The organism is Massilia sp. TWP1-3-3, assembly GCF_049897805.1.
In the GTDB taxonomy this organism is placed as follows: Bacteria; Pseudomonadota; Gammaproteobacteria; order Burkholderiales; family Burkholderiaceae_D; genus Telluria_A.
This window is the reverse complement of record NZ_JAFCWX010000001.1, coordinates 151,739-167,463: the sequence shown is the minus strand read 5'-3', so window position 1 is coordinate 167,463 and position 15,725 is coordinate 151,739. Positions and strand designations below refer to the sequence as shown.

Below are 15,725 nucleotides of genomic sequence, written 5' to 3'. Positions count from 1 at the left end.
ATCAGAGCGAGCGGTCCTCGATCAGCTCCAGCTTCCAGCAAGCGGACTTGCGGAAAAAGTAGGCTTTCTGGTAGCCGCGTTCCGTGTTGAAGATGGTGGCCTGGGCCTTGTCGGCGGTGACGGCATCGACCCGAAACGCTAGATGGTCGGCCTTGCGCTTGGCGGCCGACGGCAGCAGGGGGAAGCTCAGTTTCGCCTGGGGCAAGGCAACCTTGATTGCGCGCGGCTTTTCCGCCGAGTGGTCGAGCAGCACGTGGGCCAGCGGGTACTCGGTGAACGCCTTTTGCACGGCCGCGCTTTCGGCGTAGGCTTTGAAGAAGGGCTCGAACTTGTCCGATGGACAGGCAGGCGCGGCGGCAAAGGCCGGTTGCGCCAGCAGCAAGGCGATGGTCGCTGGCAACATCAAAAGAGCTTTCATGGTGGGAGCTTTCGATTGTAAAGATGCCAGACTTTAGCACTTTGCCGCCGGATTGCCCGCACAGGCGCCGCCCTGTCCCGTACCTGTACCTGCGCCGGCGTCCGTTCGTGCGCTGTTCGGGCGGATCGCAGGCATCGCCCCAGAACAGGCGCCGCGCCACCGTCGCCGTCAGCAGGCGTTCCTGCTGCGCCGCGCTGCCGGATTGCCGGATACCGGCCAGTTGCAGGTGGTGTAAGCCAAAAAGGTGGGCCAGTGCGCGGTCGGCCACCGCCAGGATGCGGATCACCTGATACACGGTCGGCCACGCGGCGCCCTGGCCGCCGAAGCGGACCGGAATCGACAGCGTGAGCAGACCGCTTTCGCGGATCAATTCACGTTCGGCGGCGCGGGCAAGTTGCGTGGCGAGCGCACTGGCGACGGCGACGGGATCGGGGAGCGCGATGGCATGCATGATGCAAGACCCTGAGGTAAGCGATGCGGCCAGTATTGCACCGACGCCAGCCTGCCGGAACGAAGATTTGCGGCCTTCGATATGCGCAAAACGCTCGAACGGAAACCGCATATTCAAGCGTGAAAGCATTCGTTCGTATTTTCAGGCCTGCGCCGTACGCTGTAGCCATCCACTGACTGACAACCTACCCGGAACGGACACACCATGAGCGTATTACTATTGGGCGGAAGTCCCTCGGCTTCATCGAGCGGGGGCAGGCTGCTGCACTACATCGGCGACCGGCTGGTGGCGCAGGGCCATCGCTGCGCCCGGCTGCAAGTGCGCGACTTGCCGGCACAGGCCCTGCTGCATGGCGACACGCAGGACGCGGCCATCGCCGCAGCGCTGGCGCTGGTGCGCGAAGCGCGCGCTATCGTCATCGCCACCCCGGTCTACAAGGCGTCCTACACCGGCATCCTAAAAGCTTTCCTTGACTTGCTGCCGCAAGATGGGCTGGACGGCAAGCTGGTGCTGCCGCTGGCCACCGGCGGCAGCCAGTCACACATGCTGGTGCTCGACTACGCGCTGCGCCAGGTACTGGCGTCGCTCTCGCCACGCGCCATCTTGCCGGGCATTTACGCCACGTCGGCCCAGCTGCCGTGGAGCGTTGAAGGCGGCCTGGCGCCCGACGCGCCGATTGCTGCGCGCCTGGCACGTGGCGTGGCCCAGCTGTCGGCCGACCTCTACACCCTATCCCGGCTCTCGCAGCCCGACACTACGAAAGAGACTTGCACATGACTCACCATACCCGCCATACCCACCATACCGGCCAGCGCACCGCCCGCCGCCTGACCCTGGGACTGTTGTTTGCCGCTGCCGTCGGCGCCGGCCTGCCTGCCGGCGCCCAGGCCCAGGCCAGCAAGGAAGTGCGGATCGGTTACCAGAAATACGGCACGCTGACGCTGCTCAAAGGCCGCGCCACACTTGAAGCGCGGCTGGCGCAAAAGGGTATCACGGTCAAGTGGACCGAGTTTCCGGCAGGCCCGGTGCTGCTGGAAGGCTTGAACGTAGGCAGCATCGACTTTGGCACGGTGGGCGAGGCGCCGCCGATCTTCGCGCAGGCGGCCGGCGCCAATCTGGTCTACGTCGGCAACGAGCCGCCGTCGCCTGCGACCGAAGCGATCGTGGTGCCCAAGGACTCGGCGATTCGCAGCCTCGCCGACTTGAAAGGCAAGAAAATCGCCCTCAACAAAGGCTCGAACGTACACTACTTGCTGGTCAAGGCGCTGGAAAAGGCCGGCATCGACTACCACGATGTGCAGACCATTTTCCTGCCCCCGGCCGATGCCCGTGCTTCGTTCGAGCGCGGTGCGGTCGATGCCTGGGTGATCTGGGATCCGTTCCTGGCGGCCGCCGAAAAGCAGCTCGGCGCGCGCGTACTGGCCGACGGCAAGGGCCTGGTCGCCAATCACCAGTTCTACCTCGCCGCGCGCCCTTACGCGCAGGCCAACCAGGAAACGCTGCGCATCGTGCTCGACGAAGTGGCCAAGGTCGACGACTGGGGCCGCAAAAATCCAAAGGAGGTCAGCGCGATCCTGTCCAAACAGACCGGTCTCGAGCCGGCCGTGGTCGAGCTGGCGGCCAGCCGCTATTCCTATGGCGTCAAGCCGGTCAGCGCCGAAGTGGTCGTCGAACAGCAGAAGATCGCCGACGTCTTTGCGCGCCTCAAGCTGATCCCGAAAACCATCGTCGTCAAAGACGCGCAGCTGCCGTTCAAGCTGTAAGCACAGGAGTCTTCCATGTCACTCAATGTATTCTGGTTCATACCGACCCACGGCGACAGCCGCTATCTTGGCACCACGCAGGGCGCGCGCCCGGTCGATGCCGACTATCTCAAGCAGGTGGCAGTAGCCGCCGACACGCTCGGCTACGACGGCGTGCTGCTGCCCACCGGGCGCTCGTGCGAAGATGCCTGGGTGGTTGCATCGTCGCTGATCGCGGTCACCCAAAAGCTCAAGTTCCTGGTCGCGATCCGGCCGGGTTTGTCGAGCCCCGGCCTGTCGGTGCGGATGGCCTCCACCTTCGACCGCCTCTCCAACGGGCGCCTCTTGATCAACGTCGTCACCGGCGGCGACCAAGGCGAGCTGGAGGCGGACGGCGTGTTTGCCGATCACAGCAAGCGCTACGAAATTTCGGACGAATTCCTGCGCGTGTGGCGCGCCACGATGGCGGGCGAGGGTGGCGCTGCCGGCTATGATTTCGAGGGCAAGCACATCCAGGTCAAAGGCGCCAAGACCTTGTACCCGCCAGTGCAAAAGCCGTATCCGCCGCTGTACTTCGGCGGCTCGTCGGAACCGGCGCACGAACTGGCGGCCGAGCAAATGGACGTCTACCTGACCTGGGGCGAGCCGCCGGCCGCCGTGGCCGAAAAAATTGCCGACATTCGCGCCCGCGCCGCCAAACGGGGACGCACGCTGCGCTTCGGCATCCGATTGCACGTGATCGTGCGCGAAACCAACGAGGCGGCCTGGCGCGCGGCCGACGAATTGATCAGCCACCTGGACGACGACGTCATCGCCAAGGCGCAGGCCGCGTTCGCCAAGATGGATTCGGTCGGCCAGCGCCGCATGGCGGCCCTGCATGGCGGGCGGCGCGACCGGCTCGAAGTCTCGCCCAACCTGTGGGCGGGCGTGGGCCTGGTGCGCGGCGGTGCCGGCACCGCGCTGGTGGGCGACGCTGAAACAGTGGCCGCGCGCATGCAGGAATACGCTGATCTTGGCATCGACACCTTCATCCTGTCGGGCTACCCGCACCTGGAAGAATCGTACCGCTTCGCCGAGCTGGTGTTCCCGCTGCTGGGCAAGGGCAAGGCACATGGCGAGCAATCGATCAGCGGCCCGTTTGGCGAAATGATGGCCAGCGATATCAAGCCGCAGAAGGCGGCCTGAGATGGCGCCCCGCGTACCAGAACCGGCGCGCGCGTCGCTGCTGGCGCCGTGGGCGGTGCCGCTGACGCTGGTCGTGGCCTGGCAGGTGGCGGCGCAGGGGGGCTGGCTGTCGAGCCGCATCTTGCCCGAACCGTGGGCCGTGGCCAAGGCGTTCTGGACGCTCGCCGCGTCCGGCGAACTGTGGGTGCACTTGCGCACGAGCCTGTGGCGCGCGGCGAGCGGCTTTGCCATCGGCGGCGGTCTGGGTCTGCTGCTCGGCCTGTTGAACGGCAGCGTCAAGCGCGCCGAGACGCTGCTCGACACCACCTTGCAAATGATCCGCAACATCCCGGCGCTGGCCCTGATCCCGCTGGTCATCCTGTGGTTCGGCATTGACGAGACGGCCAAGCTGTTCTTGCTGGCCATTGGCGTGTTCTTCCCGGTTTACCTGAATACCTTCCACGGCATTCGCTCGGCCGACCAGGGCCTCATTGAAATGGCGCGCAGCTATGGCGTGGCGGGCTGGCCGCTGTACCGCGACGTGATTTTGCCGGCCGCGCTGCCGTCGATCCTGGTGGGGGTGCGCTTTTCGCTGGGGCTGGTGTGGGTGCTGCTGATCGTGGCCGAGACCATTTCGGCCCAGTCGGGGATCGGCTACATGACAATGAATGCGCGCGAATTCCTGCAGACCGACATCGTCCTGGTCGGCATCTTGCTGTACGCGCTGCTGGGCAAGGGCGCCGACCTGTTTTCGCGCGCACTGGAACGTTATTTCCTGCGCTGGAATCCGGCTTACCGCTAACCAAGGGACCCCATGCATAATACCCGTATCGAAAAAGACACCGTGCGCGCCGCCGCGCCGGCCGAACATGGCGTGAGCCTGGTGCTGGCCGGCGCCAGCAAGGCGTATGCCGCGCGCACCGTGCTGGACAATATCGACCTGCGCCTCGCGCCCGGCGAATTTGTCGCCGTCATCGGGCGCAGCGGCTGCGGCAAGAGCACGCTGCTGCGCGCCATCGCCGGACTCGAACAGCTCGACGCCGGTACCGTGTTGATCGGCGACGGCGGGAGCAAGCCGGAAGTGCGCATCATGTTCCAGGAAGCGCGCCTGCTGCCCTGGAAAAGTGTGATCGATAACGTCGCGCTGGGCTTGACCGGTGCGACCGCGCGCGTGTCCGAAGCGCTGGCCACGGTCGGCCTGCGCGAGCGCGCGCGCGAATGGCCGGCCGTGCTCTCGGGTGGACAGCGCCAGCGCGTGGCCCTGGCGCGTGCGCTGGTGCACGCGCCGCGCCTGCTGCTGCTCGACGAGCCGCTTGGCGCGCTCGATGCGCTGACCCGGATCGACATGCAGCAGCTGATCGAAGCGCTGTGGATTGAGCAGGGTTTTACCGCCGTGCTGGTCACGCACGACGTGACGGAGGCGCTGGCGCTGGCCGACCGCGTGCTGCTGATCGAGGATGGCCGCATTGGCCTGGACTTGCGGGTCGAGCTGCCGCGCGGGGCGCGGCGCGGTTCGGCCGCCTTTGCTGCACTCGAACAACAGGTCCTGGCGCGGGTGCTGGGACGGCAGGTGCAATCTGGCTAAGGAGACAAGTTGCGCACGATAGAGTTTCTTCTGAAGAACTCTGGCTGATGGGGTTAGAATGTTCCTATGAAGATTCGTGTCGCCACCTACAACATCCATAAAGGCGTGTCCTCCATCCGGAGCACACCCCGCGTACTTGCCCTCAAAAAGGCCATCGGCGAATTCGGCGCCGACGTCGTGTTCCTGCAAGAAGTGCAAGGGCGGCACGATCGCTTGTCCGGCAAGTTTGGCGAGGAAAGCCGCGGCCACCGCCATTGGCCCGACGCATCCCAGCACGAGTACCTGGCCGACGACCTGCACGGCCACGCCGCCTACGGCATGAACGCCATCTACGACCATGGCCATCACGGCAACGCCTTGCTTAGCTCGTACCCGATTGAAAACTCGCACAACCACGACGTTTCCGACCACGCCTACGAGCAGCGCGGCATCTTGCACTGCGTGATCAATACCGCATCGTGCCCGATCCACTGCTTCGTGGTTCACCTTGGGCTGTTCGAGTCCGGCCGCGGGCGCCAGACGCAGGCGCTGATCGATTGCGTCAACGCGTCGGCTGCGAACGGCGAACCGGTGATCATCGCCGGCGACTTCAATGATTGGCGCAACACGCTCAGCGGCAAGCTGCGCGATGCGCTCGGCGTGGTGGAAGTGTTCGACGAGCTGGGCAAGACGTCGAAAATCGGCGACCTGGTGCGCAACCTGTCAGGGCGCGAAAAAATCATTCATCCAGCGCGCACGTTCCCGGCCGCACTGCCATGGTTCCGCCTCGACCGCATTTATGTGCGCGGCTTCAAGGTCGATACCGCACAGGTGTTGCATGGTACTTTATGGGCCAAGCTGTCGGACCACGCCCCGATCGTCGCCAATCTCAAACTGGCATGAGAAACTGCAAGCAACCCTGAAGCACTATGCGTTCGGTTAATCTTGTTGCCCACAACGACATCACGCTGCTGGAAACCGGTCTCGCACTGTTTCCGGCCATGCTGGCCGCCATCGAAGGCGCCCAGTATGAAATCTATTTCGAAACCTATATCTTTGCCGATGACGCGACCGGCCGCGCCGTCGAGCAGGCACTGATTGCGGCCAGCCGGCGCGGCGTGCGCGTGCGCGTCGTCACCGACTGGTTCGGGACCGGCGGTAAACAGTGCACGCGCCTGGGCATCGCCTTTGCCGCCGCAGGGGTGCGCTACCGCGCCTTTAACGCCTGGTTCAAGCGCGGCGTGGCCCGCACCCACCGCAAGATCACCGTCGTCGACCGCGAAGTGGCCTATGTCGGCGGGATCAACATCAACGACGACTGGTATTGCGACTATGACGCGACCAAGCGCCTGCCGGCCCCGCGCTGGGATTTTGCCGCAGAAATTCGCGGCCCGCTGGTCGCCACCATTCACCATGAAATGCAGGCCCAGTGGGCCCGGGTAGGGCGCCTGGGCCTGATCAAGCGCATCGGCCTGTTTCGCGAAATGCGCCAGCAGCAGCTGCCCGACGGCGACAAGCCGATGCTGGCCGCCTTTATCGTGCGCGACAGCCTGCGCAACCGCCACACGATCCAGCGCGCTTACCTGCAAGCCATCGGCCGTGCCAAGAAAAGCATTTTGCTGGTCAATCCGTATTTCGCGCCGGGGCACAAATTTCGCAAGGCGCTGGCAGTGGCCGGCCAGCGCGGGGTCGAGGTCAAGCTCCTGATCGGCGTGGGCGAGATCACGCTGCAAGACATGGTGGCGCGCTCGTTCTACCCCAAGCTGCTTGCCGCCGGCGTCAAAGTCTACGAGTACCGCAAGACCCAGTTGCACGCCAAGGTGGCGGTGATCGACGAGGACTGGTCGACCGTAGGTTCAAGCAACTGCGACGGCCTGTCGCTGTTTTTGAACCAGGAAGCGAACATCGTCGTCAAGGACGTCGGCTTTGCCACGGTGATGCGCGAGCGGATTCAAAAAGGCCTGGCCGAGGGCGTGCCGATCTGCGCGGAAGAATTCGAGCACGTGGGCTGGTGGCGCCGCACCGGCTACGGGACGGCGTATTTTTTCTATAGAATGGCGATGCGGATCTTCGCAATCGGTTACGCTTGACCGACATGGACAACGATGGACAACGATGAACAACGATGGATAACGTACGCATCGACAAGTGGCTCTGGGCCGCGCGCTTTTTTAAAACCCGTTCGCTGGCGACCGACGCCGTCGACACTGGCCGGGTGCGCCTGGAAGGCGAGCGCATCAAGCCGGCCCGCACGGTAAAGATTGACGACAAGCTATTAATCGACAATGGTGCGGAACTGTGGGAAGTACGCGTGCTGGGCATTTCCGACGTGCGCGGCGCGGCGCCAATCGCCCGTCTTCTCTATGAAGAAACCCATGAAAGCGTGGCCAAACGCGAGCACGACCATGAGGCGCGCAAGCTCTACCGCGAGCCCGGCACCACCATCAAGGGCCGTCCCACCAAGCGCGACCGCCGCGCCCTCTCCAAGGCCAGCGAATAAGCGAGCAAATGGTCGTTATTGGTGCGGCGCACCAATAGAACATCACTTCTAAGTTCCCGTTTGACATTTACTCGGTAGTGGATAATAGTACGAGCGTTCAGATTTCATTTGCGCATGCGTCATTTCCAACTATACAGCGAGTAAGCTTATTAACACTTCAGCCAAATTCATGCGCAAGGGCGAGCTCACCAGAGCGGCAATCCTCGATGTCGCGCTCGACCTCGCCAGCCGCGAAGGTCTGGAAGGCCTCACCATAGGTCTTCTTGCCGACAAGATGAACATGAGCAAATCCGGCGTTTTCGCCCACTTCGGTTCGCGCGAGGATTTGCAGATGGAAGTGCTCAAGCTGTACCACCACCGCTTCGAGCAGGAAGTGTTTTTCCCCTCCGTCAAGGAAGCGCGCGGCATCGCCCGTTTGACGTCGATGTACGCGCGCTGGATCAAGCGCGTCAGCGTTGAAATCGCCTCGGGCTGCATCTATATTAGTGGCGCCGTCGAATACGACGACCGTCCGGGTCCGATCCGCGAGGAGCTGGTCTCGATGGTGCGTGCTTGGCAGGGGGCGCTGCTGCGCTGTGTCGAGCAGTCGATTGAAATCGGCGACCTGAAAGCGGACACCGACGCCGGCCAGATGGTCTACGAAATGTACGGCCTGATTCTGGCCCTGCACCACGATGCGCGCTTTTTGCGCATGCCGGGCAGCGTGGACCGCGCACGCACGGGCTTTGAACGCCTGATCATGAATTACCAGAATACCGCAGCCCAGTAAGCAGCTTCACCACGTCACTTCAATAACACTTTACGAACACCCCGCCCGGTATGGCATTTTGCCCGCCGGGTCATCAATCAAAAGATCGTCAGGAGAAAATCATGGGTCAATACGTCGCGCCAATCCGGGACATGCAGTTTTTGCTGCACGAATTCCTCAACGTCACCGACGAATTGAAGCAGATGCCGAAATTCGAAGACGTTGACACCGACATCATCAACCAGGTGCTGGAAGAAGGCGCCAAGTTCACCCAGAACGTGCTGTTCCCGCTGAACCATTCGGGCGACCGCGAAGGCTGCCATTTCGACGCGGCCAGCAAGTCGGTCACCACGCCAAAAGGCTTCAAGGAAGCCTACAAGCAGTACGTCGAAGGCGGCTGGGCTGCGCTCGCGTGCGATCCGCAATACGGCGGCCAGGGTTTGCCGATCGTGGTGAACAACTCGTTCTACGAGATGCTCAACTCGTCCAACCAGGCCTGGTCGATGTATCCCGGCCTGTCGCACGGCGCCTACGAGTGCCTGCTCGAGCACGGTACCGAAGAACAGAAAAAAACCTACCTGCCGAAGCTTGTTTCCGGCGAGTGGACCGGTACCATGTGCCTGACCGAATCGCATTGCGGCACCGACCTTGGCATGCTGCGCTCCAAGGCGCTGCCACAGGAAGACGGTTCTTGGTCGATCACCGGCTCGAAGATCTTCATCTCGGCGGGCGAGCACGATATGTCCGAAAACATCATCCACCTGGTGCTGGCCCGCGTGCCTGACGCGCCGGAAGGCTCGAAAGGCATTTCGCTGTTCCTGGTGCCGAAATTCCTGCCCAACGCTGACGGTTCGGTTGGCGAGCGCAATGGCATTGCCTGCGGCGCGATCGAAGAAAAAATGGGCATCCATGGCAACTCGACCTGCCAGATGAACCTGGACGGCGCCAAAGGCTGGATCATCGGCCAGCCGAACAAGGGTTTGAACGCCATGTTCGTGTTCATGAACGCGGCCCGCCTGGGCGTTGGCATGCAGTCGCTGGGCCTGACCGAAGTGGCGTACCAGAACGCGCTGGTCTATGCCAAGGACCGCATCCAGATGCGCAGCCTGTCGGGCGTAAAAGCGCCGGACAAGCAGGCCGACCCGATCATCGTGCACGCCGACGTGCGCCGCATGCTGCTCACGGCCAAGGCCTACGCCGAAGGCGCGCGCGCTTTCTCGTCGTATGTCGCGCTCAAGATCGACCAGGAACTGAACCATACCGACGAAGACGTACGCAAGGAAGCGGCCGACGAAGTCGCGCTGCTCACGCCAATCATCAAGGCCTTCATTACCGACAACGCCTGGGTCGCGACGTCGGAAGCCATGCAAGTCTACGGCGGCCACGGCTACATCTCGGAGTGGGGCATGGAGCAGTACGTGCGCGACGCGCGCATCAACATGATTTACGAAGGCACCAACACGATTCAGGCGCTCGACCTGCTCGGTCGCAAGGTCCTGATGGACAACGGCGCCAAGCTGCGCAAGTTCGGCGAGAAGATCAAGGCCTTCGTTGAAGACAACGGCACCGATGAAGCGCTGTCCGAGTTCATCACGCCGCTGGGCGACTTGGGCGACAAGGTCACCAAGCTGACCATGGAAATTGGCATGAAGGCGTTCCAGAATCCGGACGAAGTGGGCGCCGCCGCTGTGCCTTACCTGCGCGTTGTCGGCCACCTGATCTACAGCTACTTTTTCGCGCAGATGGCGAAGATCGCGCTGGCCAAGGAAGACTCGGGCGACAACTTTTACAAAGCCAAACTGGCCACGGCACGCTTTTACTTTGCACGCCTGCAGCCCGAGACGGCAATGCTGATTCGCCAGGCACGTTCGGGTTCGGCCAATCTGATGGCGCTTGACGCTGATTTGTTTTAAGACACCAGCTACTGCATTTCGGCCCGCGCCTCACGCACATCTTCCTCGCGAACGCAGGGATCCAGTTTCGCTGGTTCGCTACGAACTTGGGTCCCCGCTTGCGCGAGGACAATGTGGCGGGGGAGCGGGGACCGCGTGAAACAGACGCATTTAGAAAAACCAAGGAAAGCCATGACAAATTTCATCGTTAAAAAAGTCGCCGTCCTGGGCGCCGGCGTGATGGGCGCGCAAATCGCTGCCCACTGCGTCAACGCCAAGGTACCGGTCGTACTGTTCGACTTGCCCGCCAAAGAAGGCGACAAGAACGGCATCGTCAAGCGCGCCATCGACAACCTCAAGAAGCTCAGCCCTGCACCGCTTGGCAACAAGGACGATGCAGCCCTGATCCAGATCGCCAACTACGAAGACAACCTCGAACTGCTGGCCGGCTGCGACCTGATCATCGAAGCGATCGCCGAGCGCATGGACTGGAAGCACGACCTGTACGCGAAAGTCGCGCCGCACATCGCGCCGAACGCGATCTTCGCGACCAATACGTCCGGGCTTTCGATCACCAAGCTCTCCGAAGGCTTTGATGCCGAACTGAAGGCGCGCTTTTGCGGCGTGCACTTCTTCAATCCACCGCGCTACATGCACCTGGTCGAGATCATCCCGACCGAGTCCACCCGTCCGGAAATCGCCGACCAGCTCGAAGGCTTCCTGACGACGACCCTGGGCAAGGGCGTAGTACGCGCCAGGGACACACCGAATTTCATCGCCAACCGTGTCGGTATCTTCGGCATGTTGGCGATCATCCACGAAGCCGAAAAATTCGGCCTGTCCGTGGACGTGGTCGACGACCTGACCGGCGCCAAATTGGGCCGCGCCAAGTCGGGCACCTTCCGTACCGCCGACGTTGTCGGGCTCGATACGATGGGCCACGTGATCAAGACCATGCAGGACAATTTGGCTGACGATCCGTTCTTCTCCGTCTACAAGACGCCGGATGTGCTGGCCAAGCTGGTCGCTGCAGGCGCACTGGGTCAAAAAGCCGGTGCGGGTTTTTACAAGAAGGTCGGCAAGGACATTCAACGCCTTGACTTCGCATCCGGCGAATATGTTGCCGGCGGCGGCAAGGCGGCCGACATCGTGGCGCGCATCCTGAAGGAAAAGGATCCGGTCAAGAAGTTCAAGGCCCTGCGCGAGTCGACCAATCCACAGGCGCAGTTCCTGTGGGCGATCTTCCGCGACGCGTTCCACTACATCGCCGTGCATCTCGGCTCGATCGCCGACAACGCGCGCGACATCGACTTTGCGATGCGCTGGGGCTTCGGCTGGAACGTCGGCCCGTTTGAAACCTGGCAGGGCGCAGGCTGGACCCAGATCGCCACCTGGATCAAGGAAGACATCGACGCTGGCAGCGCGCTGTGCGCAGCACCTTTGCCGGCATGGGTCTTCGAAGGCCAGGTCGCTGAAAAAGGCGTGCATACGCCGGAAGGTTCGTACTCCGCCTCGAGCAACGCGTACATTCCACGCTCGACGTTGTCGGTGTATGACCGCCAGCCATTCCGCGCGCCAGTATTGGGCGCCGGTGCGGTCGACGGCAAGACCGCCGGCGTGACCTTCCACGAAGACGACTCGGTGCGCATCTGGCACCAAAACGACGACGTGCTGATCATCTCGCTGAAAACCAAGATGCACGTCATCGGCGAAGGCGTGATCAACGGCCTGAAGATGGCGCAGGCCGAGGCTGAGAAAAACTTCAAGGGCCTGGTCATCTGGAATGCGGATGCAGCTGACGGCGGCGCCTTCTCGGCCGGCGCTGACTTGCAGTCGGCACTGCCACTGTTCATGCAGGGCGGCGCCAAGGCCATGGAGCCGGGTATCGCGCTGCTGCAGGACACCTTCATGGCAATGAAATATTCGAACGTGCCAGTGGTGGCCGCGGTGGCGGGCCTGGCCCTGGGCGGCGGCTGCGAAATGGCGCTGCACGCTTCCAAGCGTGTCGCATCGATCGAGTCGTACATCGGCCTGGTGGAAGTGGGCGTGGGCCTGATTCCTGCCGGCGGCGGCTTGAAAGAGGCGGCAGTGCGCGCTTCGAACGACGCCAAGGGCACCGACATCCTGCAATTTTTGAAGACCGGTTTTACCAACGCGGCAACGGCCAACGTGTCGAAGTCGGCGCTGGAAGCCAAAGCGATGGGCTACCTGAAGGAAGACGACGTCATCGTCTTTAACATCTACGAGCTGCTGCACGTGGCCAAGGTGGAAGCGCGCGCGATGTTCGACGCGGGCTACCGTCCGCCGCTGCAAAAGCCGGTGACGGTCGTTGGCCGCTACGGCTACGGCACCATCAAAGCGCAGCTGGTGAACATGCGCGACGGCGGCTTCATCTCCGCGCACGACTTCAAGCTGGGCGAGATGATCGCCGAGATCGTATCGGGCGGGAATGTGGACCAGGGCAGCGTGGTCAGCGAGCAGTGGTTCCTCGACATGGAGCGTAAAGCTTTCCTCGAGCTGCTGAACCATCCGAAAACCCAGGAACGGATCATGGGCATGATGCAGACCGGTAAACCGGTACGCAACTGATCGACCTGCATGTCGCTCCTGTCCCAAGCATTCAAACTTTTACTGCGCGTGAGGCCAAGCATGGTGTATGACCGTATCAAGCAGCAAATGATGGAGACGCTGCCGTTTGTGCAGCTGCTGGGGATCAGGATCGACGAGATCGGACCGGGCACGTCAAAAGTGTCGATGCCGTCAGATCCAAAGCTGAACAATCACCTCGGCACGCCGCACGCCGGGGCCTTGTTCACGCTGGCCGAAACGGCATCCGGCGCTGCCATGGCGGGCGGCTTTGCCGACCTGATCATGGGTCTGCGTCCGGTCGCCAAGGAGTCGCGCATCCAGTACCAGAAAGTGGCCAAGGGCGCGACCCGCGCCGAAGGCCGCGTTCCGGGCGATATCGCGGCATTGAAAGCGACGTTGAAAGCAGACGGCAAGATAGCTTTCCCGGTTGAAGTCGATATCTTCGACGAACAGGGAACCTTGGCGGCGCAGGTGCAGGTCGACTGGTACTTGTCGGAAAAGCGGTAAGTGTCCAGTCGTGGACCCGGTCATCCCCATTTCGAACCACAGAATTTTTGAGAGAACAACATGAGCAAACAACTTACTGAAGCGTACATCGTCTCCGCAACCCGCACTCCGATCGGCAAGGCGCCGCGCGGCATGTTCAAGTCGACCCGTCCGGACGACCTGCTGGTCCACGCGATCCGCTCGGCCATGGCGCAAGCGCCGGGCCTGGACCCCGCCTTGATCACCGACGCCATCATCGGCTGCTCGTTTCCGGAAGCGGAGCAGGGCTTCAACATCGCCCGCATGGCGGTACTGCTGGCAGGCCTGCCAAAGACCGTTGGCGGCGTAACCGTCAACCGTTACTGCGCGTCCGGCATCACGGCAATTTCGATGGCGGCTGACCGGATTCGCGTTGGCGAGTGCGACGTCATGCTGGCCGGCGGCGTCGAGTCGATGTCGATGGTGCCGATGATGGGCCACCACCCATCGATGAATCTGGAGATGTTCACCGACGAAAACGTCGGCATGGCATACGGCATGGGCCTGACCGCGGAAAACGTGGCCAAGCAGTGGAAGATCACCCGCGAACAGCAGGACGCGTTCTCGGTCGAGTCGCACCGCCGCGCCATCGCCGCGCAGCAGGCGGGCTTTTTCAAGGACGAGACCACGCCGGTCGAAATCATCACCCGCACGCCAAACCTGGCGACCGGCCAGATTGACGTCGCTACCCGCACGGTCGACACCGACGAAGGCGCGCGCGCCGATTCGACTCTCGAGTCGCTCGGCAAATTGAAGCCGGTTTTCGCAGCCAAGGGTACCGTCACCGCGGCCAACAGCTCGCAGATGTCCGACGGCGCCGGCGCGCTGTTGATCGTCAGCGAAAAATTCCTGCGCGATCACAACCTGACGCCGCTGGCGAAGTTCTCGTCGTTCGCGGTGCGCGGCGTGCCGCCGGAAATCATGGGCATCGGTCCTAAAGTGGCCATTCCAGCGGCGTGCGCCGCGGCCGGCATCACCCAGGACCAGCTGGACTGGATCGAATTGAACGAAGCGTTCGCAGCCCAGGCATTGGCTGTGATGGGCGACCTGGGTCTCGATCCGGCCAAGGTCAACCCGATGGGCGGCGCTATCGCGCTGGGCCATCCGCTGGGCGCGACCGGCGCTATCCGCGCCGCGACCGTGATCCACGCACTGCGCCGCAATAACCTCAAGTACGGCATGGTCACCATGTGCGTCGGTACCGGCATGGGCGCAGCGGGTATCTTCGAGCGCGTATAAGGGTTCGAGCTGTTTAGACGCTCGAGCGGTTTAACTGTTCGGTTAAAATATTGTCATCAAGGGCGCTGCGGATTACCTCGGCGCCCTTTTCACTTTTTGGAGTTACGCATGGATATTGAGATCAGCAAGGCTGACGGCATTTTGACAATCGCGTTCAACCGCCCCGAGCGCAAAAACGCCATCACGGGCGTGATGTACCAGGTCATGGCCGATGCGCTGGTTGGCGCCGAGAGCGACGCGGCAGTGCGCGCCATCCTCATCACCGGCAAGCCGGAGATTTTCACGGCCGGTAATGACCTTGAAGACTTCATGAAAAATTCGGTGCCGGTTGAAGGCGTGCCTGCCGACGCGCGCCCGGTATTTCAGTTCATGCGCGCGCTCTCGGGCAGCAGCAAGCCGGTGGTGGCGGCGGTGTCCGGTGCGGCCGTCGGCATCGGCACCACGCTGCTGATGCACTGCGACCTGGTCTACGCGGCCGACAACGCCAAGTTCTCGATGCCGTTCGCGCAGCTGGGGCTGTGCCCGGAGTTTGCGTCGTCGCTGCTGTTCCCGCAGTTGGCGGGCTACCCGCGCGCCGCTGAAAAGCTGCTGCTCGGCGAAGCGTTTCTGGCGCAGGAAGCATTCGAGATGGGACTGGTGTCGCGCGTGCTGCCGCTGGCCGACCTGATGGCCTTTGCGCAGGGCCAGGCCGCCAAGCTGGTGGCGCTGCCTGCAGCGTCGATCCGCGCCACCAAGGCGCTGATGAAGCGTGCCAGGATGGGGCCGATCAATGACACCATGGCGGCGGAAAATGAACTGTTCGGGGCAATGCTGCTGGCGCCAGAAGCGAAGGAAGCATTTACGGCGTTCTTCCAGAAGCGCAAGCCGGATTTTTCGACCTTTGCATAGGGCAG

Annotated in this window: 15 protein-coding genes and 1 pseudogene; 14 read left to right on the top strand and 2 right to left on the bottom strand. The window is 62.7% G+C overall.

Translation table 11 applies throughout. The features are described 5' to 3' along the window. Nucleotide 1 precedes the first annotated feature (1 nt). Both ACP7D4_RS00770 and ACP7D4_RS00765 read right to left on the bottom strand, forming a co-directional pair. On the bottom strand, nucleotides 2-418 hold the full coding sequence (locus ACP7D4_RS00770) for a hypothetical protein (RefSeq protein ID WP_426207605.1): 417 nt from the start codon (nucleotides 416-418) through the stop codon (nucleotides 2-4). Between the two features lie 169 nt (nucleotides 419-587). Further along, nucleotides 588-869: pseudogene (locus ACP7D4_RS00765) on the bottom strand (acyl-CoA dehydrogenase family protein); the annotation flags it as partial. A gap of 204 nt (nucleotides 870-1,073) precedes the next feature. Here ACP7D4_RS00765 and ssuE point away from each other — a divergent pair. From ssuE to ACP7D4_RS00695, 14 genes are all read left to right on the top strand, one after another. Beyond that, nucleotides 1,074-1,646 carry an NADPH-dependent FMN reductase gene (ssuE, locus tag ACP7D4_RS00760; protein ID WP_426207524.1) on the top strand — a complete coding sequence of 191 codons (573 nt, stop codon included), beginning with the start codon at nucleotides 1,074-1,076 and terminating at the stop codon, nucleotides 1,644-1,646. After that, nucleotides 1,643-2,632: a sulfonate ABC transporter substrate-binding protein gene (locus tag ACP7D4_RS00755; RefSeq protein WP_426207523.1), complete on the top strand. Its 990-nt coding sequence runs from the start codon at nucleotides 1,643-1,645 to the stop codon at nucleotides 2,630-2,632. The genes ssuE and ACP7D4_RS00755 overlap by 4 nt, the downstream gene beginning before the upstream one ends. Before the next feature lie 15 nt (nucleotides 2,633-2,647). Continuing rightward, nucleotides 2,648-3,796 carry an FMNH2-dependent alkanesulfonate monooxygenase gene (ssuD, locus tag ACP7D4_RS00750; protein WP_426103461.1) on the top strand — a complete coding sequence of 383 codons (1,149 nt, stop codon included), beginning with the start codon at nucleotides 2,648-2,650 and terminating at the stop codon, nucleotides 3,794-3,796. Between the two features lies 1 nt (nucleotide 3,797). Then, entirely contained in the window at nucleotides 3,798-4,577 is a 780-nt protein-coding gene (gene ssuC, locus ACP7D4_RS00745; RefSeq protein WP_426103462.1) for an aliphatic sulfonate ABC transporter permease SsuC, read from the top strand. Between the two features lie 12 nt (nucleotides 4,578-4,589). Further along, nucleotides 4,590-5,360, top strand: coding sequence for an ATP-binding cassette domain-containing protein (locus ACP7D4_RS00740; RefSeq protein ID WP_426207522.1), 771 nt, complete (start codon nucleotides 4,590-4,592; stop codon nucleotides 5,358-5,360). A 66-nt stretch (nucleotides 5,361-5,426) separates the two neighbouring features. After that, nucleotides 5,427-6,242: an endonuclease/exonuclease/phosphatase family protein gene (locus ACP7D4_RS00735; protein WP_426207521.1), complete on the top strand. Its 816-nt coding sequence runs from the start codon at nucleotides 5,427-5,429 to the stop codon at nucleotides 6,240-6,242. A 26-nt stretch (nucleotides 6,243-6,268) separates the two neighbouring features. Further along, nucleotides 6,269-7,429: a phospholipase D-like domain-containing protein gene (locus tag ACP7D4_RS00730; protein WP_426207520.1), complete on the top strand. Its 1,161-nt coding sequence runs from the start codon at nucleotides 6,269-6,271 to the stop codon at nucleotides 7,427-7,429. A 35-nt stretch (nucleotides 7,430-7,464) separates the two neighbouring features. Beyond that, the gene (locus tag ACP7D4_RS00725; protein ID WP_426207519.1) at nucleotides 7,465-7,839 is read left to right on the top strand and encodes an RNA-binding S4 domain-containing protein; all 375 of its coding nucleotides are present in this window, start codon (nucleotides 7,465-7,467) and stop codon (nucleotides 7,837-7,839) included. A 169-nt stretch (nucleotides 7,840-8,008) separates the two neighbouring features. Further along, nucleotides 8,009-8,608, top strand: coding sequence for a TetR/AcrR family transcriptional regulator (locus ACP7D4_RS00720; RefSeq protein ID WP_426103467.1), 600 nt, complete (start codon nucleotides 8,009-8,011; stop codon nucleotides 8,606-8,608). Nucleotides 8,609-8,709: 101 nt separating this feature from the next. Further along, a complete protein-coding gene (locus ACP7D4_RS00715) occupies nucleotides 8,710-10,500 on the top strand; it encodes an acyl-CoA dehydrogenase C-terminal domain-containing protein (protein ID WP_426207518.1) in 1,791 nt (596 codons plus the stop codon). A 171-nt stretch (nucleotides 10,501-10,671) separates the two neighbouring features. After that, the gene (locus tag ACP7D4_RS00710) at nucleotides 10,672-13,068 is read left to right on the top strand and encodes a 3-hydroxyacyl-CoA dehydrogenase/enoyl-CoA hydratase family protein (protein WP_426103469.1); all 2,397 of its coding nucleotides are present in this window, start codon (nucleotides 10,672-10,674) and stop codon (nucleotides 13,066-13,068) included. A gap of 60 nt (nucleotides 13,069-13,128) precedes the next feature. After that, entirely contained in the window at nucleotides 13,129-13,575 is a 447-nt protein-coding gene (locus ACP7D4_RS00705; RefSeq protein ID WP_426103470.1) for a PaaI family thioesterase, read from the top strand. Nucleotides 13,576-13,635: 60 nt separating this feature from the next. Beyond that, nucleotides 13,636-14,832, top strand: coding sequence for an acetyl-CoA C-acyltransferase (locus ACP7D4_RS00700; RefSeq protein ID WP_426103471.1), 1,197 nt, complete (start codon nucleotides 13,636-13,638; stop codon nucleotides 14,830-14,832). A 108-nt stretch (nucleotides 14,833-14,940) separates the two neighbouring features. Continuing rightward, entirely contained in the window at nucleotides 14,941-15,720 is a 780-nt protein-coding gene (locus ACP7D4_RS00695; RefSeq protein WP_426103472.1) for an enoyl-CoA hydratase, read from the top strand. Nucleotides 15,721-15,725: the final 5 nt, after the last annotated feature.